Annotated in this window: 3 protein-coding genes; all 3 read right to left on the bottom strand. The window is 63.3% G+C overall.

The window, feature by feature from the left end:
- Positions 1-68 precede the first annotated feature (68 nt).
- Genes RYC17_RS07570 through RYC17_RS07560 form a run of 3 tightly spaced genes read right to left on the bottom strand, consistent with a single transcriptional unit; the run spans position 69 to position 22,368 of the window.
- Complete coding sequence (locus RYC17_RS07570) at positions 69-9,224, bottom strand: non-ribosomal peptide synthetase (protein WP_316902712.1); 9,156 nt, start codon at positions 9,222-9,224, stop codon at positions 69-71.
- Positions 9,224-13,336, bottom strand: coding sequence for an amino acid adenylation domain-containing protein (locus RYC17_RS07565; RefSeq protein WP_316902700.1), 4,113 nt, complete (start codon positions 13,334-13,336; stop codon positions 9,224-9,226). The genes RYC17_RS07570 and RYC17_RS07565 overlap by 1 nt, the downstream gene beginning before the upstream one ends.
- Positions 13,333-22,368, bottom strand: coding sequence for a non-ribosomal peptide synthetase (locus tag RYC17_RS07560; RefSeq protein WP_316902699.1), 9,036 nt, complete (start codon positions 22,366-22,368; stop codon positions 13,333-13,335). The genes RYC17_RS07565 and RYC17_RS07560 overlap by 4 nt, the downstream gene beginning before the upstream one ends.
- Positions 22,369-22,857 lie beyond the last annotated feature (489 nt).

The following is a 22,857-nucleotide window of genomic DNA, read 5'->3' as shown; positions in this document are numbered from 1 at the left end:
CGATCACCATGTCCGTGGTTCGTCTACGGGAACGTCAGCCCCGCCTGAAAAACGTGCCGCTAACGCGTTCAGCCCTCCCCCACTGGCAGATCTGCGTTGATCATCTCGGCAATCATTTGCACCCAGGGCGCTGCGACAATGCCGTAATGATCAGTGTCCAGAGGCTGCCAGCTCAGCAGGTGCGGCAACAGGTCTTGCCAGGCACGCTGCAGGTCTGTCACCTGCCAGGCGCTGCCCATGCCATATGGATTGGGACGCGTGGCAATGAACAGTCGTGCCTTGGTATCAGGCAGTTGCGCGGGCCGATGATCAGCCATGCTCGCCATGTTGTTCTGGCAGCAGACAATCAGGCTTTGCATGTAACGTGACGCGTCTTCGCTGGCCGTGCTGGCGGCAGTGTTGGGGGTCCGCCGTGCGGAAAACTCGCGCTGGAAGACCTGCTGAATACGTTCTTCGTCGATCCGCGTCAGCTCGGTCCCGGCATCCGGCGCAGGCGGATCGATCAGGTACAGCAACGGCTGCTCGCAATCGTCCGCCAGCAGGCTGCACATCGCCTGCGTTACCCAAGCGCCGAACGACCAGCCGGCCAGCCGCCATGCTGTGCCGTCGGGGTGATGGGCCTGCAACGCGTCGAGATACAGCTGCGCCCGTTCGGCCAGACTGATATTCGGCAGCTCGGCCAGGCGCAAGGCCGGGTCGGCGATTACCCACACACCCAGATCAGGGTGCAGCGCCGAGGCCAGCTCGCGATACGCCTGAACATCGCCACCCACCGGATGGATCAGGTACAGGCGCTCGCGGCCAGCTCCCGCATGCCATTGGTCAATCCTTACCGCATCGGCCCATTGATCTTCGACTGTAGCCGCACCGCCCTGCGCTGACTGCACCAGCGCCAGCACCTCGCGCAGGCTGACCTTGTGGCTAAACTGTGACAACTGGAATACCACACCCGTCGCGGCCTGCAATTCGTCGATCAGGTCCAGCAAGGTCAGGGAATCAGCACCCAGCTCATACAGCGAGTCATCCGGATCCAGAGCGCTCACGCCAAGCCATTTGCACAGGCAGCCCAACAGACGCTCAGGCAGACCGGCTTCTGCCGCAACGGCTGGCGCAGTGTCGACCAGCGTCAAGCCAGCACCGCTATGGCGAGCCGGGTAAAACTGGCGTGCTGTGTTCAGATCGGTCGTCGAAATCAACAATTGCGGCAGTTGTGCAGTCATGGCGGCGTCGAATACCCGGCAGCCCTCTTGCGCCGACATGCCGACCGCCAGGTGCCGCTGATGCGCTTCATCGCCGACGCCGCTGGCAGCGGCCATACCGGTTTCACTCCAGATGTCCCAGTTGATACCCAGCCGCACGCAGCCATTTTCGGCATTCGGGCGGTAATGGGCGAAGCCGTCGAGCACCGCGCTGGCGGCGGCATAATCCAGATGTCCAGCGCCGCCGAACAGTGCCGACATTGATGAGCAGTACAGCACAAACCCTGGCGTCATCTGTTCGATCAACGTTTCGACCGCCAGCATGCCGCGGGTCTTGCTCGCCATCGCTTCAGACAGCATATGAGCATCACGCTGACGGATCAGACTGCCCGCTCCGGTCCCGGCAGCATGGATCACTCCATCAAAGCGTCCATAACGCTCGCGCAGTTGCTCAAGCACCTTGGGCCAGCGTGCCAAATCGGCGATATCCGCCTGAACGCTATCGATACGCGCGGCATAATCGCGCAGCTCCTGCGGACACTCCCCACTGCGTGACAGCAGCACCACCCGCCGCTGGCTTGATTGCAGCAAGTGTTCGCACAACGTACGGCCGATACCGCCTGTACCGCCGAGCACCAGAAACGTGCCGTTTACCGGCAACAGATTCGAAACGACCGTTGGCAACGCGAGCGAGCCGGGCTGCAACTGTGGCTGCCACAGATAACCGTCACGAATGGCCATGCGTCGTGGCAGCGACGTCGGCTCGGCGAGCAGCGTCGCTAGTTGCCGAGCCTGCATGCCCCATTGCGCAGTGGGCAGATCCAGCCAGTGACAACGTATCGGGTACTCCTGCGGGGCCACTTCGGTAATACCTGCCAGCGCCGCCAGTTCCGGACGCATGACCTGACCATTTACCGGGCACGCCTGCCAGGACAGCAGCCAGAGTCGCAAAGCGGTCTTCTGTACGCGTTGCCCCCAGGCCTGCAACAACGCGCTGACCGTGTCCAGACACGCCCATTGCGCGGCCGCCAGGCTTTGCTCGTTGACCACCCCGCCAACCGACAGTGGCAAGGCATGCAGCCAGTCGAGTTCGGTCGCCGCCTGCCCACTCTGATCAAGTTCGGCGATCAATCGGCTAAACGCCAGCGGGTCCAGTGGATCGAGCTCATAACGGTTCGGGCCAAGCTGCTGATAGCCATTACCGGCCTGCACCTCGATGACGTGCCGATAAACACCCTGCAGGCTGCCAAGCAGTGCGGCATCTATGCGCTCGTGACTGCACACCACCAGCCTGTCGCGACGCTCGCCAATCGGTTGTGTGCCCAGACGACGCACCCGCTGCCACTGACGCTGATAAAACCAGTCCGCCATCGGCTGGCGCTCAGCGGTTTGCGGCGGCTGCGGCTCGACAGCGGCGGATGGCTTGAAGCGGAAGGTCTGCAGGTCGAACGCCGAGGGCGGCAAGTTCCACGGTGGCGGTGCCGAACGCGTCGCCACCTCGATACTGGCTCCCGCATACCAGGCTTCCAGCAACGCCTGCGGCGAGTGTTCGCTGGCCTTCAGACGCACGTCCGAGACCGTCACCCGTTTGATCGAAGAAGGTTGCAAGCGCAGCGTGTGACCCGGCTGGCAGATCACCGCAAAGCGCCAGGGCAATGCGCGCCGCCCGTTTTGCAGGTAACGCAGCAACGCAGCTTGTTGTTCGGGAAAGGTATTGAGCCATGCGTCGATTGCCGTGACGTCCCGCTCCAGCGCTGTACGGCTGTGCGCCGACAGCAGCAGGCATGGCGGGCATTCCTCGGCGCTGTCTGCCTGCGATGGCGGCGCGCCGACAATCACGTGCGCATTGGTGCCGCCGATACCAAAACTGCTTACCCCGGCCAGCCGTCGACGGCCCTCGGGCCATGGCCGTGAGGTGGTGGGTATGTAGAACGGTGAGTGCTGCAGGTCGATTTGCGGGTTGATCCGGGCAAAGCCCAGATTGGGCGGGATCACCCCATGAAACACCGCAAGCGTCGCACGAATCAGCCCGACCACACCCGCCGCTGCGCCCAGATGGCCGACCTGGCTTTTCACTGACGCCAGAGCGCAACTGGCGGCGGGCGTTGCGCCGAACGCCTTGCTGAGTGCGGCCACTTCAACCGGGTCGCCCAGCAACGTGCCTGTGCCGTGGGCCTCGATGTAGCCCATGTCAGCCCCTGTGACACCCGCCTTGCGCAGGGCCTCGCTGATCACCGCGCTCTGCCCCGCCACCGACGGCGCGGTGTAGCTCATCTTGGCCCGGCCATCGTTGTTCAGCGCAGAAGCCTCGACCAGCGCATAGATCCGGTCGCCATCGGCCTCGGCGCGGGCCAGCGGTTTGAGCACCACCACCCCGTAGCCGCTGGCCCCGATGGTCCCGCTGGCGTCATCACTGAACGGACGGCACAGCCCGTCACGAGAGAAAATGTGTTGCGGGCGATAGCGGTAGCCATCGGTCAGGGTAGGGTCGACAAGCACCCCGGCGGCCAGCATTACATCACTGTCGCCCTGGCGCAGCATCGCCGCCGCAAGGTGCACGGCAATCAGCGAACTGCCGCACGCTGCCTGAACACTCAGCGCCGGGCCGCCGAGGTCCAGGTGATACGCCGCCTTGGTGGCCAGAAAGTCCTTGTCGTGGTGCAACGCCATCTGGAAGCCGTCCGGCAGATCACCCTCGGCAGTTTCACGCAGCATCTGCTGGAAATACGTGGTTTCGCCGCAACTGGCGATCAGACCAATGCGTGGGCCGTCGGCTGTGGGCGTGATTGCAGCATGTTGCAGCGCCTGCACACAGCCCATCAACAGGTGCCGCTGTTGCGGGTCCATCAGCCGTGCTTCCTGAAGACTGATGCCGAAATATTCCGGGTCGAAATCCAGCATCCCCGCCAATTGACTACGCGCGCCGACCAATCCATCGGCGGCGTCGAACAGCTCGATGCCCAACTGGTTTCCCTGGACCATTGCCCAGAACTCGGCAAGGTTGCCCGCCCCCGCCACATTCACCGACATGCCGATGATTGCCATCGGCTGCTCGCCAGCATCGGAGCCTTGCGCACGCGCCACTGAAACCAATGGCGAGGCCGAAAGATGCTGCGCCAGACGGCGCACAGTGACATGTTCGAACAGCGCTGCCATCGCCACTGGTTGTGGCAGTTGTTCGTTGAAACGGGCATGCAGGCGCATCAGGCCGAGGCTGGTGGCACCGGCCTCGAAGAAGGTCTGATCAAGCTCGATATCACGGCCGATGACCGCCACGAACAACTCGCTCAGTTGCTGTTCAAGCGCGCTCAGCGGCACTTGCGCAAGTGCACTGCGACGCCGTTGCAGTGCCTCGCCCAGCGAACTCAACGCCTTTCGGTCGATCTTGCCGCTGGGCGTACGCGGCCAGGCATCGACACAGCGGTATTCGTCGATACGCACATGCGCAGGCAAGTGCAGCGTGACCTGGCGATCCAACTGCTGCACGTCAGGCGGCGTGCCTTCGACCTGCAACCAGGCCACCAGACGTGGCGGTTCGCCGTGCATGGCCACCACCGCATTGCTCACCTGAGCGTCCTGCATCAGTGCGGCTTCGATCTGCCCCAGCTCAAGACGCTGGCCACTCACCTTGACCTGTTGGTCGTCACGGCCAAGGTAGTGCAGGCAGGCATCGGCATCAGCCCGGGCGAGGTCGCCGGTGCGATAGAACAGCATGTTGCCCTCGGGCTGCGGCAACTCGACAAACCGCGCGGCATTCAGCGCCGGGTCGGCCAGGTAGCAGCGCGAAATCATCGGCCCCGCCACCAGCAGATAACCCCGGCTGCCACCTGGTACTGGCTGGTCGTGTTCGTCCACCAGCAGCAGCCGCGCGTTGTTCACCGCCAGCCCGATGGGCGCTCGCAGAGGCCAGTCCTGCACCGCCGCTGGCAAACGCCAGGCGCTGACCACGTGGGTTTCGGTCGGCCCGTAATGATTGAACAGACGCGCCTGCGGCATGCCCCCAAACCAGCTGCGCAGTGCATCGGTGCAGAGCAGTTGCTCGCCGGCCGTGATCACCTCACGCAGTGCCTGCGGGTAAACGCCTTGGCTGACTGCCGTCTGCGCCAAGTGCTGCAAGGCCACGCACGGCAGGAACAACCGCTCGATGAGCGCTTGCTGCAGATAACTCAACAATGCCTGGGCATCCTGCCGCCAGCGTGGGTTGATCAGGTGGTAGCAGCCACCGCCGCAAAGCGTGCTGAAAATCTCCTGAAACGACACATCGAACGACAGCATGGAGAATTGCAGGGTCACTGACTTCGCTGGCAACTGCCCCTCATTGCGCTGCCAGTGCAACAGGTTGCAGAGGGTTCGGTCCGGTACCTGAACGCCTTTCGGCGTACCCGTCGAGCCGGACGTGAACAGCGTGTACAAAGGTCGATCGCCCGCATGATGGCGACGTTCGAATGACCGTGGCGCAGCGCTCAGGTCGACCCGATGACGGGCCACCCGACCAGCATTCAATTCATCCAGTGCCGCCTCGGTGACAGTGCTGTACAGCAGGCAACACGGCTGTGCTTGCTGCATGACTTGACGCTGCACCGCCAGCGGATAACCAGGGTCCAGCGGCACGGCCGTCAGGTTGAGTCTGGCCAGCGCCAGCAAGGCCACGATGTGCTCGACCGACGCTTCGAGGTACAGCACCACTTGCAGCGGTGCGTCATACCCTTCCGGTAATGGGCATCGCTCGACCAGAGTCGCCGCCAGGGTGTCGGCCAACGCATCCAGTTCGGCATAGCTGATACGCTGCTGATCAGCGACCAGCGCCGGGGCATCCGGTGTGCAATTGACCTGATGTTCGAACCAGTCGGCCAGGGTGCCGAACGGCGCCGCATCGCTGCCACCCTGACTGGCGGGCGGCAGGCTGAAGCGGTACGGCGTGAGCAGATCGTCAAGGATTGCCGAAGGTTTTTCCAGGAGCAGATCAAGCCCCTGTTGAAACACCTGATTGACGGAAGTCATTTGTGCGGCGTCGAAATAGCTGCACTGGTATTCCCACCAGCATTCCAGTTGCGAACCGGCATCGACCACCGACAAGGTCAGCGGGCATTTGGCCTGCACGGTCTCGGTGAGTTCAAACGTAGCTCGCAAGCCAGTGCGAGCGAGCTTGGCGTAGTCGGTATTTTCCAGCACGAACATGAAATCGAACAACGCACTGCTCGACGACAGCCGCAGGTCTTCGACCAGATCAGCCAGGGCGACGTCCTGCAAGGCCAGCACCTCGCGCACTGTGGCAGTCTGGCGGTGCATCTGCTGGTCGAGCGTCATGCTGTTGTCGAGCACCGTCGGGATCAGCACGGTGTTGGCAAACATGCCGATTGCGTCTTCGAACTCGGTCAATGGACGGTTGGAGACCGGGCTGGCGATTCGCGGCCGTTCGCAGCCGGTCAGCGCGTACACGCTCCAGGCATAAACGCTGAACAACACTTCATAGCGGGTGACGCGTTGCTGGCTGCAAAACCGATCCAGTGCGGCGCTGCGCATGGCACCCAGCGGCTGGCGGTACAGCCGTGCCTGCGGGCCTGGTTCGCGAACCGCCACCAGCGGTGGAGAACATGCTGGCTGCTGGCGATGCAACCCGGCCAAGGCACGGCGCTGGTCGCGATAGCGCGGGTCGACACGCCATTGCCGTTGCCAGAGCGCAAATTCCAGCGTGCCCAGCCCAGGCAAAGGCTCCGCATTTGCCCGCCCGTGCAGCGCATCGTCGTACAGTTGCACCAGATCATCGAACAACAGGTTCATCGACCAGCCATCAATGACAATGTGGTGCAGGTTCATCAGCAAGCGACAGCTGCCATCGGCAAACGGCAATAGCCAGGCCTGGCACAGGGCTGATGTCGCCAGATCGAAGGGTGTATCGAACACCAGCGTCGCGAAGCTACGCCAGGTCTGTTCGCTGAACGCCCCCACAGCAAAGGTGCGGCACAGCACGTCGCGCTCGCAAACCTCCTGATAAAGCCCGTCAGCCCCGGACACGAAGGCCGTGCGTAACCCGCTGTGTCGGGCCAGCAGGCGCTGCACGGCTTCAGCCAGCGCGGGCAATTGAATGCCTGCCGCAAGGTGCAGAATGAGCGGCACGTTGTAGGCCGTGGCTTGCGGCGTGCGTTGCTGCATCAGCCACAAGCGGCTTTGCTCGGCAGTGGCTGGCGCACGCCCGACCCTGTTGACGGGTGGCGCGGGTGGATAGGCAGACGCAGCGCCCTGTTCATCGCTCAGGCGTTCGGCCAGTGCTGCGAACGATTCGCCCAGCACCGCGCCCAGCATAATTTCGCGTCGCCAGTGCGTGCGGATTGCAGAGCGCAGGCGCATGGCCTTGAGAGAGTCGCCACCACTGCCCAGCCAGTCATCCTGGCCGTTGAGGTCGGGCTGTGCCAACAGCCTGCGGGCCTGGGTCAACAGCCAGTCCAGTGCGGGCGAGTGCTGATCGTCAGGCAGTGAGCAGGCTTGCGGTCGCCATGGTTTCAAGGGCTGCCCCAGCAGCGCACGCTGATCGATCTTGCCATTGGTAGTCAGCGGCAGACGCTCAAGCAGAAACAGCTGATGCGGGCGCATCCATACCGCCAGGTGTTCACGCAGGTGCTGGTCCAGCTCGCGATAGTCCAGGCCTTCGCGTGGCACGATGAACGCCAGCAACTGATGGTCTTCGGCCGCTTGCCTGCGGGTACAGACATGCGCCTGCGCTACCCGCGGATGGTCCAGAATGCGTTGTTCGACCTCCCCCGGCTCGATACGAAAACCGCGCACCTTCACCTGTCGGTCGATGCGGCCCAGGTACTCGATCAGCCCCTCGGCATTGACCCGTACCTGATCGCCGGTGCGGTAATGCAGCACGTCCCCGGCCTCGATTGCCGGCAGGCGCAGGAAATGCTGCGCGGTCTCTGCGGGACGCTGGCGGTAACCCCGTGCCACCCCGCTGCCGCTCAGGTAAAGCTCACCCGCCTCGCCTTGAGCAACCGGGCGCTGTTGCGGGTCGAGCACTTGCACGCCGGTGTCAGGCAATGGCCGACCGATCGGCACCGCATCACCGCAAAAGTCGCGGGGGATCGGATAGCACACGGCGAAGGTGGTGCATTCAGTGGGTCCGTAGGCGTTGAAAATCCGGCAGCGGCTATCGGGATTGGCTTGATACCAGGCGCGCACCGCAGCGGCGCTGACTTGCTCGCCGCCGATCAGTAGCTGGCGCAGGCTGGCAAAACAGCCGGGGTCATCCGCACTCAGCGTGTTGAACAGCGAAACGGTCATGAACAGGTTATCGACCTGTTGTGTTTCCAGCACTGTGGCCAGCCGCCGTGCGTCCTGCAGGTCTGCGTCGGCAATGATGACGCAGCAACCGCCATTGAGCAGCGGTGCCCACAGTTCGAAATTACAGGCGTCGAACGCCGGGTTGGACAGACAGGCGAAACGGTCGCCTGCACGAATCTCGATGTAGCTGTCGGCCCGGGCCAGACGCAACAGGCCGCGTTCGCCCACTTCCACTGCCTTGGGGGTGCCGGTAGTGCCCGAGGTGTAGAACAGAAAACTCAGCTCGGCGAAGTCATCCGGCACAGATTGTGGCGGCTGATCAGGGTAATCCAGCAGCGCCTCGACGCTGATGTGCCAGCCACGCAGCGTCGACACAGCATCAGAATCTTCGCTCAGGGTGAGCAGCCCGACACACCCCCCATCGTCCAGCATCAGTTCCCGACGCCGTAGCGGGCTGGCCCGATCCAGCGGCACCACAACGGCCCCCACTTTCAGAGCCGCCATGATCGTCGCCACCCACTGCCAGCCACGCGGCATGCACAGGGCAAGCGGATCACCGCGGCCTGCGCCTTGTGCCAGCAACCCCTTGGCGATGCGCTCACTGGCGCTGGCCAGTTGCGCGTAAGTCAGCCGTACGTGCTGATCGATCACCGCCAGTGCCTCGGGATTGCGTCGCACCTGTTCGGTAAAGCGCGACAGCAGAGTCGCGGGGTGCCGGGCCATACCCTCCTTGTGGCTGCTCATCATTGCGCCTCCTGCGTGTCGAAACGTTGCAATTCCTGCCTGAGCGTCTGCGAGACCCTATGCACCTCGGCACTTTCCAGCATGTCCCAGTGCCCGCCGTGCACCAGCCGGGCCTTGTAACCGTCACCCGCGCGGCGACGCCAGAAGCTGCGCAGCTCATGCAACTGCGTGCGGCTGAAGCCTTCACGGGCCTGAATCAGCACGATGCGCCCGGCGTGCGGTTCGCATTCGTAAGCAGCCATTGCCAGGCGGTTGTGGTTGTAGAGGTGGAAATAACGCTCGACCTGCGCGTCTTCGATACCGGGGTACATGCCGTTGAAGCGCACCAGCTTGTCGCGAAATTCAGCCATGTCGACGGTGCCGATCTGTTGCCGAAAGCCTGGGTCATCCGAGCCCTGGGTATCGAGCAGCACCACCGTGACCTGACGATTGCCAGCAGCCGTCAGGCGCCGGGCCATTTCGTAAGCCACCAGACCGCCGAACGACAACCCGGTGAGTACCAGCGGTTGAGACGTTAATGGCGCGATGCGCCGTAGATAGGCGTCGGCCATCGCTTCGACGCTCGGCTCGGTGCTCTCCCCAGGGTTCAACCCCGGCGATTGCACACCGTACACACCGACAGCGTCCGGCAGTTCCTTGGCCAGCGACAGGTAGCAGAACGCAGTGCCGCCCGCCGGGTGAATGCACACCACGTTGCGTTGCCCGGCACCGCGGCGGAATTCGATCAGGTTGCCCTGCGCCGAAGTCAGGCTGGCCCCGGTCCGCAGCCAACCGCCCAGCGCCTCGATGGTCGGATGGCCGATGATCACACGCACCGGCACTTCGACGGCGAAGGCCCGGCCGATCTCGTAGGCCATCTTGATCGCCGCAATCGAGGTGCCGCCGACATTGAAGAAGTTGTCGCGGATGCCGATTTGCGGCACCAGCAGCAGGTCTTTCCAGATCTGATACAACGCCAGCTCGATATGGTCCCTGGGGCTGCCGAGGTTGACCTGCCGTTCGGCCAGGTCCTGATCGGCCAATGCCGCGAGAGCCACACGGTCGACCTTGCCATTGACCGTCAACGGCAAGGCGTCCAGCCACAGATAAGCGCTGGGCATGACGGCGCTGGACAGGGTCGTCGCCAAGTGAGCCCGCAGCGCGGACTCGTCCACTGCGCTGTCGGCGACACAGCACGCCACCAGACGCTGGTTCTGCGCGCTATCGCCAACGATCAGCGCCACACTGCTGCGGATGCCGGGGAACAGGTCGAGCCGCGCTTCAATTTCACTCAACTCCAGACGGATGCCGCGCAGCTTGACCTGAAAGTCGTTGCGACCGAGAAACTCCAGCTGACCGTCCGGGCGATAGCGCGCCAGATCACCGCTGCGATACAGCCGGTCGCCAGCAACAAACGGGTTGTCGATAAACCGCTCGGCAGTGAGTTCGGCCAATCCCATATAGCCCCGCGCAACGCCGACGCCGCCAATGTGCAACTGACCGCTAACACCGGCTGGAACTGGCGCATTGCGCTCGTCGAGCACATAAAAACGGGTGTTGGCGATAGGTCGGCCGATGGGTAGCTGGCGCGGCGGAACCTCTGCGCCAGGCTGCAGCGTCCAGACACTGCTGATCACTGTGGTTTCGGTCGGGCCATAGACGTTGTGCAAGCGGGCATGCGGCAGACGCTCCTGAAACAGCCTGGCCACTGCGGGCGACAGCTCCCCGCCGCCACTGAACACATCCTTCAGGGAGTGACAGGCGCTGACCTCTTCGACCTCCAGAAACAGTTGCAGCATGGCCGGCACGAACACCATCGCGGTGACGCTTTGTTCACGCACCACCTGCGCCAGATAACCGGGTTCGAAATGCCCGCCGGGACGGGCGATGACCAGTCGTCCCCCCGTGAGCAGCGGCCAGAAGATCTCCCAGGCGGAAGCGTCGAAACCGAATGGAATCTTGTGCAGCATGCTTCCGGATTCGCCACAGAACTGCTGACACCAGAGCAGCAGGTTGCTCAGCCCGCGATGCGTGACCATCGCCCCTTTGGGCAGGCCGGTAGTGCCCGAGGTGTAAAGCACATACGCCAGATGGTCGGCGTTGACCCCGATACGCTGCGGGTCTGGATTGTCTGGCGAGCATTGAGCCCAGAGCAAGGCATCGGCCTGCACATCGAGCATCGGCACCTCGCGCTCAGCACCTTGCAGGGCCTCGCGGAGAATCTTGCGCGTTGGCCCGAGTGCAAGCAGCACAACCGGGCAAGTGTCGTCGAGAATATGACGCAAGCGCCCTGACGGATAATCCGGGTCCAGCGGCACGTAGGCGCCACCGGCCTTGAGCACCGCCAATAAAGCCACCGGCAGTTCCAGCGAGCGCTCGATGCAGACGGCTACGCGCACGTCCGGGCCGACGCCGAGGGTGAGCAAGTGCTGCGCCAGCCGGTTGGCCTGGCTGTTGAGCTGGCTGTAACTCAGTGACTGACCTTCGAAAATGACCGCGCACTCATCTTCGCGACGCGCTACCTGAGCTTCGATCAGGCGATGCACGCAATCGACAGGCTGCGCCAGCGCTGCCGGGCTGTTCCACTCGTGCAGAATCTGTTCACGTTCGGCGTCAGTGATCAGCGTCAGCGCGCCGACCTGCTGTTTCGGGTTCAGCGCAACCTGCTCCAGCAGGTGTCGATAATGCCCGCTCAGGCGCTCGATGCTGGCCTGATCAAACAGGTCGGTGTTGTACTCCACCAACAGGTTCAGCGCACCGTCGCGCTCGACCCATTCGAAGGCCAGATCAAACTTGGCCGTGGCACTGCCGGTGCCATATGGCGTCATGCTCAGCCCCGGCATCTGCACAGCGGTACCCGGGGTGTTCTGTAGCACCATCATCACCTGAAACAACGGCGAATAACCGGTATCACGCTGTGGGTTGACGGCCTCGACCACCCGGTCGAAAGGCACATCCTGATGGGCGTGGACATCCAGCAGCGTGGCACGTACCTCGCGCAACAGTTCAGCAAAGGTCTGCTGCGCATCGAGACGCTGGCGAATCACCTGGGTGTTGACGAAATGGCCGATCAGAGGCTCGATTTCAGGACGGCTGCGGTTGGCAAACGGCGTACCGATGCACAGGTCCCGCTGACCGCTGTGGCGCCACAGCAGCACGGAAAGCGCGCCGATCAACACGTTGAACAGCGTGCCCTGGGTTTGTCTGGCCAGTGCATTAAGACCGCGCAAGGTGCTGCCATCGACTGTCGAGCTGAAGGTCGCCCCTGCGTAGCGCTGCACGGTCGGGCGCGGCCGGTCGGCATGCATGTCGAGCAGCGGCGGCGCGTCGGCCAGCGTGCGCTTCCAGAAGGCCAGTTGCCCCGCCAGCGCCTCGCCGCTCAAACGCTGTTGCTGCCAGCAGGCGTAGTCGGCGTACTGCACCGCCAGCGGTGCCAGACTGGACGCCTGACCGCGCAAAAAATCTCCATACAAGGTGGTCACTTCATGAAGGATCACACCCATCGACCAGCCATCGGCAATGATGTGGTGCACGCTGTACAGCCACAGATACTCGTCATCGGCCAGCCGCAGCAGCGAAGCCCGCAACAGCGGGCCGCAGGCCAGGTCGAATGGCGCTTTGGCCTCCCGATCGACAGCCAGTCCGACCTGCACTTCACGCGCCTCTGGCGACAGGTCACGCAGGTCGACCTTCGGCATCGCCAGCGCCATCACCGGGTGCACGATCTGCCGTGGCTCACCGTCCACACTGGCAAACGTGGTGCGCAGCATTTCGTGGCGCATGATCAATTCGTTCAGCGCCTTTTCCAGCACCGGCACATCCAGCGTGCCCTTCAGCAAGATCGCAGTGGGCACGTTATAGAACGCATTGCCCGGTTCCATCTGGTCGAGAAACCACAGCTGGCGTTGCGAAAAGGACAGCGGCAGCGCCGTTAGCCCGACAGCACGACGGGGGATCGCCGCCGGGTCGGTGCCGCTCAGCAAAGCGATCAGCTCTGCCTTGTGTTGCTTGAGTGCCTGCAACATCTCGTCATTGAGAAGCCCGCGCGGAGCCTTGCAACGCAGTTTTTCGCCGTCCACTTCAAGCACCACGGCATGACGACCGAACAACTCCAGCAATTGATAGGCATTCATATCTCTATCTCCTCCATGTCGCTGGCGTCGTCCGTTTGATCCGCAGCAGAAGCGAACGCCTCGATCTGCGTGCGGCGATGTTCATCAGCAGTACGCAGGCCGCCCACCATCGAGTAGATCAACTGATGATTCGGTCCCAGGTCGAACAACGCCGACAATTGCCGCTCCTCGAGCGAGCCCATGCCGCACAGGCCAAGGCCCTGCTCGACCGCAGTCATGGTCAGCAATTGCGCCATGCCTCCGGCTTCGATATGGCAGAAGTCGCGACTGCGCTCGCCATACAGAGGCCGGATTGCGGCCATGTCGGCGATAAAGAACAGCGAGAACGCAGCGTTTTCGAACACGGGACGATTGACGAAATAGTCGTAGGTGTCCGGGTCCAGCACGCCACTGTCCAGCCTCAGCAGGCGGTGCTGAACCGGGTCGTAGTAATAGGCACCCGCTGCGACACCGGTTACCCGCTGCGGCTTGACGTACAGGTAGCTCTGGATCGGATACAGGCCGCCTGCGGACGGAAACTGGTACTTGACCTCTCCATCCAGTTGCCCCTGGGCCAGGCTGGCCAGCAACCCTGCAAAGGCTGCGGTCGGGATCGGCTGGGTAGCGAACTGGCGTACCGAGCGGTAATCGCTGAAGCGCCGCGCCAACGCAGGGTCATCCGGGCGCGCAAGGTCCAGCGCCGCAACCTGCGCGTTGAAGGTCCGACGCCCACGCTGATCGGCCTTGAAGCGCGCCCGCTGCTGCGGATCTTCAATCACCTGCTCGGGCGCAGCTGCACGTTGCCGGACGCTGTCGACCACGCTGCCATCGGCCAGAGTCTGGCGGTACATGCCGAGCAGATTGAGCAGGGTCGGCTGCGCCAGCAGTTGCGCAACATTGGGGCGGAACTGCAGTTCGCCGGACAGCGCATTGCTGATCCTGACAATGTCGATCGAGGTTGCACCCAGGTTCAGCAGATTGGCGTCGGCAGCAATCGAAGGACGCTTGAGCACGCCCTGCACAATCGTCACCAGTTGTTGCTCCTGTGGCCCTTCGACTTCAAGCGCGGGGCCTGACGCCTGAGCCTGTGTCGGTTCCGGCAGGCGTTTCTTGTCGACTTTGCCGTTGGCCGACAGCGGCCATTCCTGCACGAAGGTAAACGAGCTCGGCACCATGTAGGCGGGCAATTTGTCTGCCAGGTACTGGGCAAAATCACTGGCCTGCAACGAGGCATCGGCCTTGAGTATGTAGCCCGCAAGCCGCTTCTCGCCCAGCGCTTCGCCCAGCACCCGCACCACAGCGCTTTGCACGCCGGGATGGCGATTGAGCGCAGCTTCGATCTCGCCCAGCTCGATACGATGCCCCTGAACCTTGACCTGGGTGTCTTCGCGACCGAGAAACTCGATATTGCCATCGGGCAACCAACGGCCCAGATCGCCAGTGCGATACAGACGCTCGCCGGTCAGCGGGTGGGCGAAGAAGCTCCCGGCACTCAGGGTTTCATCGCGCCAATAGCCCTTGGCCAGACCGATACCGCCGATATACAACTGACCGGCCACCCACGTCGGGCGAACCTGCAACGCATCATCCAGCACATAGAAGCGCTGGTGATCCATTGCCTTGCCGTAGGGAATGCTGCGCCAGTGGGGATCGACCTGTTGCAACGGATACAGGATCGACCAGATGGACGCCTCGGTCGCCCCGCCCAGGCTGATCAGCTGCAAGGTCGGCTGCAACGCCCAGGCGCGCTCGGGCAGCGTCAGGGGAATCCAGTCGCCCGACAGCATCGCCACCCGCAGGCTCGACGGCAATGCACTGCGCTCGCCTTCGGCATACTCCAGCAACATGCCGAACAAGGCTGGCACCGAGTTCCACAGGCTGACCCGATGCCGCTCGATCAGCGCCAGCCAGTGCGCCGGGTCGAGCGCCTGTTGCGGCTCGAGCAACACCACCGCAGCGCCCGCGGCCAGCGTGCCGAAGAAGTCATAGACCGACAGGTCGAAACTCAGCGAAGAAATCGCCAGCACCCGGTCCGTGGCACCGACGGCAAAGCGCCGGTTGATGTCGAGCAGCGTGTTGACCGCGCCGCGATGATCGATGACCACGCCCTTGGGCATGCCGGTCGAGCCCGAGGTGTAGATCACATAGGCGAGGTCGTCTGGCGTGAGGTCTACAGCGTGCAATTCAGGCTGATCGGAAATGGCATCGCCGGAAATGACCGGGTCGGTCACGCTGATGACCTTGATCTGCTCGGGCCATTCGATGCGTTGCAGCAGTGCGGGCTGAGTCAGGGCCAGACTCGCTTCGGCACGCTGCAGAATGTGCTCCAGGCGCTCGGTTGGCAGCGCCGGGTCGAGCGGCAGGTAGGCACCGCCTGCGTACTGGATCGCCAGCGTCGCAACGACCTGCTCCCAGCCACGCTCCATGACCACTGCGACCAGCCTGTTGGGCACCACGCCCATACGCTGAAGCCGCGCCGCCAGCTGCCGCGCTTCGGCTCGCAGCTGTCGATAACTCAACTGGCGCTGCGTGCCGATCACTGCCAGTGCGTCCGGGGCAGCAAGCGCCTGACGGTCGAACAATTCGTGCATCAGCGCCGAGTCGACAGGAGCGGCATACGGCACAGGCAAGCGTGCCAGCGGTATCAGCTGCGCGGTGTTGGCGTTCCAGGCATCCGACGCCAGCAGACGGTCCAGCAGCGCGTTGTAGGCGACGAACATCTGTTCGATCATGCCCGCCGGAAACAATTCGTCGATGCTGTCCCAGTTGAACAGCAGGCGCCCTTCCAGCTCCAGCAACGTGTGATCCAGCCACACCTGCGGGGTCTGGGTGATGCTGTGCATGTGCTCGGCGTTCAGGGCGTCGGCCAGATTGAATTCGGCCAGTTCCGGTGCGGCCTCCGACAGCGTGCTGTTGAAGACAACCGGCATGGCGGTCTGCTGCACACCGCGGGCCTGTGACAGCTCGCGCAGTACCCGGACCCCGCTGACCACTGAATGGTCGATGTCTTGCCACAACCTGGCCTGCACGGCGCGCGCCTTGTCAGTGAAGCTCGCTGCCGCTTCAAGGCTGACTTCGAGCAAGATCAGTGAGGTGAAGTCGCCGATAATGTCATCGACATCCGCGTGCAAGGGCATGCGGTTGAACAGCGGCAGACTCAAGGTGAAGCGCGGTTGCCGACTCCATAGCGCCAGCACTTCACTGAACGCGGTCAGCAGCATCACCGACGGCGTCACGCCAAATTGTCGGGCCAGTTCCTTGAGTCGCGACCACTGCTGCACCGACAGTTCGCGGTCGCGGCGGGTAAAGTGCGGCTGGCTGATGCTTTCCGGCTGACACACCAGCGGCAGGTCCGGTGCGGGTGCCAGCGTGGCAACCTTCTCGCGCCAGTAGCCCAGCGCCTGTTCGTAGCGGCGGTCACTGCGCAAGCGCTGTTCGGCCAGCACGTAGTCGCGAAAGGTCAAACCCGGCTCAGGCAGTTGCAACTGCGGGTCGGCATAAAATGCCATTAGTTCGCGAGCCAGAATCTGCGTGCTCGCCGCGTCGACGATCAGAGCATCAAGGCTGATGTGCAGATGGCTGATGCCGTCATCGAGCAACGACAGACTGAACTCGAACAACGGCCAGCGACTGGCGTCCAGCACCTGATGGGACTGACGTTCGCGGGTCTCTTGCAGGGCCTGCTGCGCGGCGGCGACGGGCAAGCCGCGCAGATCACTGCGTGGCATCCGATACGTCGGTACGCTCTCCAGAACCTGCTGTGTGCCGTCGCTGCGAAACACCACGCGCAGCATGTCATGCCGCTGGATCATGCGGTTCAGCGCCTGCTCGAAACATGGCACGTCGAGGCCGGGAATGCGCAGCTCTTCGTAGCCGTGGGCACTGACACCGCCGAGGCTGACCGAAGACTCGCGGCCAAACCAGTACGCTTGCTGGATATCGGTCAATGGAAAGGGTGCGTAACGTGCGCCGCGATCAGCTTCGATGGGGGTAAACGGCGTTTCAACCGAATGGCCTTCGCCACGCCCGAGCCGTACCTGCTCTGCCAGATCAACCAGCACCGGCGTCTTGAACAGGCTGCTCAGGGACAACTGCGCGGCCATGCGCTGGTTGATCATGTAGACCATCCGCGTGGCCAGCAGCGAATGCCCGCCCAGGTCGAAAAAATTGTCGTGGAGGCCGACCTGCGCGCATTTGAGCACCTCGGCCCAGATTTGCGCCATCTGCCGCTCGGTCTCATCACGCGGGGCCACGTAAGTGCTTGCGCTGTGGCGCTCTGGCGCAGGCAGGGCTGAACGGTCGAGCTTGCCGTTGCGGGTCAGTGGCAGTTGCACCAGGGAAACCCAGGCGGTCGGGACCATGTGTTCCGGCAGGTGGCGCTGCAGCCCGGCGCGCAGGGTTTCAGTACTTGCCGAGCCCACCACGTAAGCCACCAGACGCTGGTCGCCCGGCACGTCTTCGCGCAGCAGCACGACCGCTTCCTGCACGCCCGGCTGCTGTTGCAGAAGGCTGTCGATCTCGCCAAGTTCAACGCGAAAGCCGCGCAGCTTGACCTGCTGGTCGATCCGCCCCAGATACTGCACGTTGCCGTCGGCGTGAAACCGCGCCAGGTCACCGCTGCGGTACATGCGCGCGCCGGGCTGCGGATCGAACGGGTCCGGAAGGAAGCGTTCGGCGCTCAGCGCAGAACGCTTCAGGTAGCCACGGGCCAGGCAGGTGCCCGCGATGTACAACTCCCCGGCCACGCCAACCGGCACAGGGTTCAAGTCGCCGTCCAGCACATACAGACGCGCATTGGCGATGGGCCGGCCAATCGGTGGTGCGTCCGGCCACTGTCCGGCTTCGTCACAGTTCAGGCTGAACTGGCTGACCACATGGGTTTCGGTCGGGCCGTACTGATTGTGCAACTGCGCGCCACCAAGGCCGCAAACAAAGGCACGCAGTTCGTCATTGATCAGCAACGCCTCGCCGGCCGTGACGATTTCACAGCCATCCGCCGGACGCGCGGCATCGGCCTCGCTGAGACCGGCCAGTTGCTGGAGCACGGCAAAGGGTAGAAACGCCCGTTGTACGCCTTCGGCCACCAGCATCGGGCGCAGTGAAGCGAGGTCCTTGCGAGCAGTTTCGCTCATCAGCACCAGACTGCCGCCCTGACACAAGGTGCTGCAGATTTCCTGAAAGGACACGTCGAAGTTCAACGAGGCGAATTGCAACACCCGTTGCGACACGGGCGCCTGTTCCAGTTGCCAGGCGATCAGATTGTCCAGCGCCGCACGACTGTGCGCCACGCCCTTGGGCCGCCCGGTCGAGCCGGAGGTGTAGAGCACGTAAGCCAGATTGCCGGGGCTGACGGGCACGTGCGGATTGGAAGCGGAGCACTGCGCCCACTGCTGCGCATCCACGTCCAGGCAGCAGATCGACAGCGTGTCGCGCAGCGACGGCAGGTCTGCGCGCAGGGAGGCCTGAGTCAGCAGCAGGGTCGGTGCGGCGTCATCGAACATGAACGCCAGCCGCTCGGCCGGGTACGCGGGATCGAACGGCACGTAAGCGGCACCGGCCTTGAGAATGGCCAGCAAACCGATAACCATCTGCGCCGAGCGCTCCAGACACAGGCCCACGCGCTGCTCGGGCTTTACGCCTTGCTGGATCAGGTAATGTGCCAGCCGGTTGGCAGACTGATTCAGCTCGGCATAGGTCAACGTTTGCTCATCGGCAAGCAACGCCACGGCATCGGGCATACGCTGCGCGATAGCCTCGAAGCGCGTCACACAATCGGGCTGCCGCGAGGTGTCACGTTCAGTGCGGTTCCAGTCGTGCACAATCTGGCGATGTTGCTCGGCGTTCAGCAGGGCGACCGTCGCAAGAGGCTGCTCACTGTCCTCGACCATCTGCGTCAGGATGCGGCGCAGGTATTCGCCCATCTGCACCACGGTCTCGGGCTCATACAGGCCCGAAGCATATTCCAGACCGCCGACTATCTGCCCGTCGCGCTCGCTGAGCGCCAGTTGCAGGTCGAATTTGGCCACTGGCTGACTGCTTTGCAGCACGCTCACGTCAAGCCCGGACAACGTCAGGTCCGAATCCTGATGCTGCTCCCAGGCGAACAGCACCTGAAAGACCGGGCTGTAAGCCAGGCTGCGCGGCGGGTTGAGCACTTCCACCACCTGATCGAACGGCAAGTCCTGATGTTCCTGGGCTGCAAGCGCGACGTGGCGCGCCTGTTGCAGCCAGCTCGCCACTGTCGGGCTGGCGGAGCGGGTCATGCGCAAGGCCAGGGTGTTGACGAAGAAACCGATCAAGCCCTCCAGCTCTTGCTGGCTGCGGTTCGCCGAAGGCACACCGATAACCACATCGTCCTGCCCCGACAGGCGCATCAGCAGCAGCGACCAGGCGGCCAGCAGGTTCATGAACAGCGTGGTGCCTTGTTGCGTTGCCAACGCGCGCAGCCGTGCGGTCAGCGCCCGGTCAAACATCAGCGGCACGAAGCCGCCACGGTAATTCTGGACCGCTGGACGTTTGTGATCGGTAGGCAACTCCAACAGTACCGGCGCACCGCTCAACGTTTCACGCCAGTAACGTCGCTGCGCTTCCAGCACTTTGCCAGACAGCCACTGGCGTTGCCAGACTGCGTAATCCACATACTGGATCGGCAGGGACGGCAATGGGTCGGCATGTTTGTGGAGTGCTGCTTCGTACAACAACCCCAGCTCACGTGTCAGCACGCCCATCGACCAACCATCCGAAATGATGTGGTGCTGGGTCAGCAGGAGCACGTGATCGTCTTCGGCCAGCTTCACCAGGCTGACGCGCATCAGCGGCCCGACCGCCAGGTCGAACGGCCTGCTGCCCTCCTCGTCCATCAGCTCAAGCAGGCGCGCCTGTGCATCGTGCTCGCCATGCAGGTCGATGATCGGCAAGGCAGCAATCGTTCCGGTCGCAGCAACCCGCTGCCGCCCCTCACCCTCGACGGCGATGAACGTGGTACGCAATGCCTCATGGCGGGCCACCAGCCGGTCGAAACTGCTTTGCAGCGCAGCCACCTGCAACGGCCCGCGCAGGCGCAGATTCAACGGCATGTGATAGGCCGCGTTGCCGCCCTCCATCTGTGCCAGAAACCACAGACGCTGTTGGGCAGACGACAACGCGTGTGCGCCGCAACGCTCTATGGCTGTGATGGGCGGACGAGCGCTGCCCGAAGCGCTGCTCAGTTGCTCAGCAAACTGCTGCAGCACAGGGGCGGCAAACAGCGCAGCCGGCGACACGTCCAGACGCAATGTCTGCCGAACCTTGGCCAGCACGCGCATCACCAGCAGCGAGTGGCCGCCAAGCGCAAAAAAGTGATCCTGACGACCGACCCGCTCCACGCCCAGCACCTCGGCCCAGATCGCCGCGAGGATCGTTTCCAGCGGGCCCTGAGCCGCCTCGAACGCGTGTTGATCGAACGCATCGGCACCCGGTTCCGGCAATGCGCTGCGGTCCAGCTTGCCGTTGGCGGTCAGCGGCAGCGCGTCCATGCGCACGAACGCTGTGGGGATCATGTAGTCCGGCAGGCTGAGTTGCAGGTGCTGGCGAAGGCTTTTCGGCGTCAGCCCTGCATCAGCCTGTTCGTGAAAATAGGCGACCAGCCTGGGCACACCGCCGCTGTCCTCACGCAGCACCACCAGGTTGTCACGCACGCCGGTAACTTCGGCCAGACGCGCCTCGATTTCACCCAGCTCCAGACGCAGACCACGCAGCTTGGCCTGCGAGTCATTGCGCCCGAGAAATTCCAGGTTGCCGTCTGCGCGATAACGCGCCAGGTCGCCGGTGCGGTACAAGCGCTCACCGGCCACGAACGGGCTGTCGACAAAGCGCTCAAGAGTCAGTTGCGGCAAGTTCAGATAGCCGCGCGCGACACCTGCGCCGCCGATATACAGCTCCCCCGTAACACCTGGAGCAACCTGTTCGGCAAACGCATCGAGCAGGTAAATCCGCGTATTGGCCAACGCCCGCCCGATGGGCAGCACCGCATCAACCTCGCTGTTGCTATCGAACTCAAAGCATGTGCTGTCGATGCTTGCTTCAGTGACCCCGTAAGCCTGAACAATCTGCACATGCTCGCCACACAGACTGCGCAGTTGCCGCGCGCTATGGGCATTCCAGATGTCCGATCCGCAGACCACCGTGCTCATGAACGACAGGTCGTGCCCGGTCTCCTGCGCCCAGACCAGCAACGGGTTGAGCACCGCAGGCACGAAGTCCGCAAAATCGATGCGCGCCTCGCTCAACAAGCGATACAGCGCGGGCGGGTCCATCAGCGTGTCGCGCGGGCACAGAACAAGCGTGCCGCCAAAGCCCAGTGCGCGAATCAGATCGGCGCTGAACACATCGAAGGAAAACCCGGCCATTTGCAGGTGATTGAGGGGTTTGTGCAGTGCGTATAGCCGCTCCCATGCAGCGCTCACCGCCATCAGCCCGCGATGCTCGACCATCACGCCCTTGGGTGTGCCGGTCGAGCCCGAGGTGTAGATCACATAAGCCAGATGGCGCGACGTGAGTCCGACCTCACGCGGTTCCGGGTTGTGTTCCGGTTGCGCTACCCACAGCCGGGTGTCGGCCAGATCAAGCAGCGGCGCTGACGCCGCACACTCCTCAAGCGCCGCCAACAACGCCGGACGCGCCGCTGCATGGCTCAGTAGCACACGCGGTGCACTGTCCGCCAGCATGTGTGCCAGACGCGCTTTTGGGTAAGCGGGGTCCAGCGGTACATAAGCGCCGCCCGCCTTGAGTATCGCAAGCACGCCGACCAGCATGTCCAGCGAGCGCTCCAGGCACACACCGACGCGCACATCCGGTCCGACCCCGAGGCTGCGCAGGTAATGGGCCAGACGGTTGGCCCGGGTATTGAGCGTCGCGTAGTCAAGCGTGTCCTGTTCGAATCGCGCGGCTATGGCGTCGGGATTGCGCTGCACCTGAGCCTCGAACAGGCTGTGCACACACTGGTTTTCGGCAAAGGGTTGCTCTGTATCAGGATGAGCGAAGCCCGTCCCGCGCGAGGAAGATTTGTCGACCATCAGGAACCACCGTCCGTGAGCAGATTATTTTTATGAACGGACAGAGGCACAGAGCGTCCCGCCCGTCAGGCACGGCATAGGAAATGCCGGATGAACCTCGAGACTCAGGGAGAAGGTGCGGCGCGTGCTCTTGCGCTCACGTCATGACCAGACATGGAAGCGCTTGCGGGGATTGCAGAGAAATGACGGGCGAACGCGGCAAGGCGCGACTCGCATACAGAAAGGGGGGTGGCTGGCTCGTTGACGAGACTGATCGCTCTGCCCTTGAAACTGACGTTTGCATACCGCGTGACCAATTGAAACCTCATCTTCCGTTTGAGGGTCAACGACGGGGAACGGCCTGCGCCGGGTGTCAGCGCCAGGGTGGACCCGATCGGCTGCGACTGCGGGGTTGTAGACCCATGGCAATCATTGACGCTGGGTTTTTGGCCCTGAGCGCCCCGGATAATAACCATGATTTTTGGCAGCGAGGCAAACAAAAAGTTACAA

This window comes from Pseudomonas syringae group sp. J248-6, from assembly GCF_032586995.1.
Taxonomy (GTDB): domain Bacteria; phylum Pseudomonadota; class Gammaproteobacteria; order Pseudomonadales; family Pseudomonadaceae; genus Aquipseudomonas; species Aquipseudomonas amygdali.
This window is presented reverse-complemented; position numbering and strand designations above follow the sequence as displayed.

Bases quoted from the DNA above. Each gene is read 5' to 3' on its own strand.
- RYC17_RS07570 (WP_316902712.1), bottom strand. From the start codon at position 9,224: ATGAGCAGCCACAAGGAGGGTATGGCCCGGCACCCCGCGACTCTGCTG.
- RYC17_RS07565 (WP_316902700.1), bottom strand. From the start codon at position 13,336: ATGAATGCCTATCAATTGCTGGAGTTGTTCGGTCGTCATGCCGTGGTG.
- RYC17_RS07560 (WP_316902699.1), bottom strand. From the start codon at position 22,368: ATGGTCGACAAATCTTCCTCGCGCGGGACGGGCTTCGCTCATCCTGAT.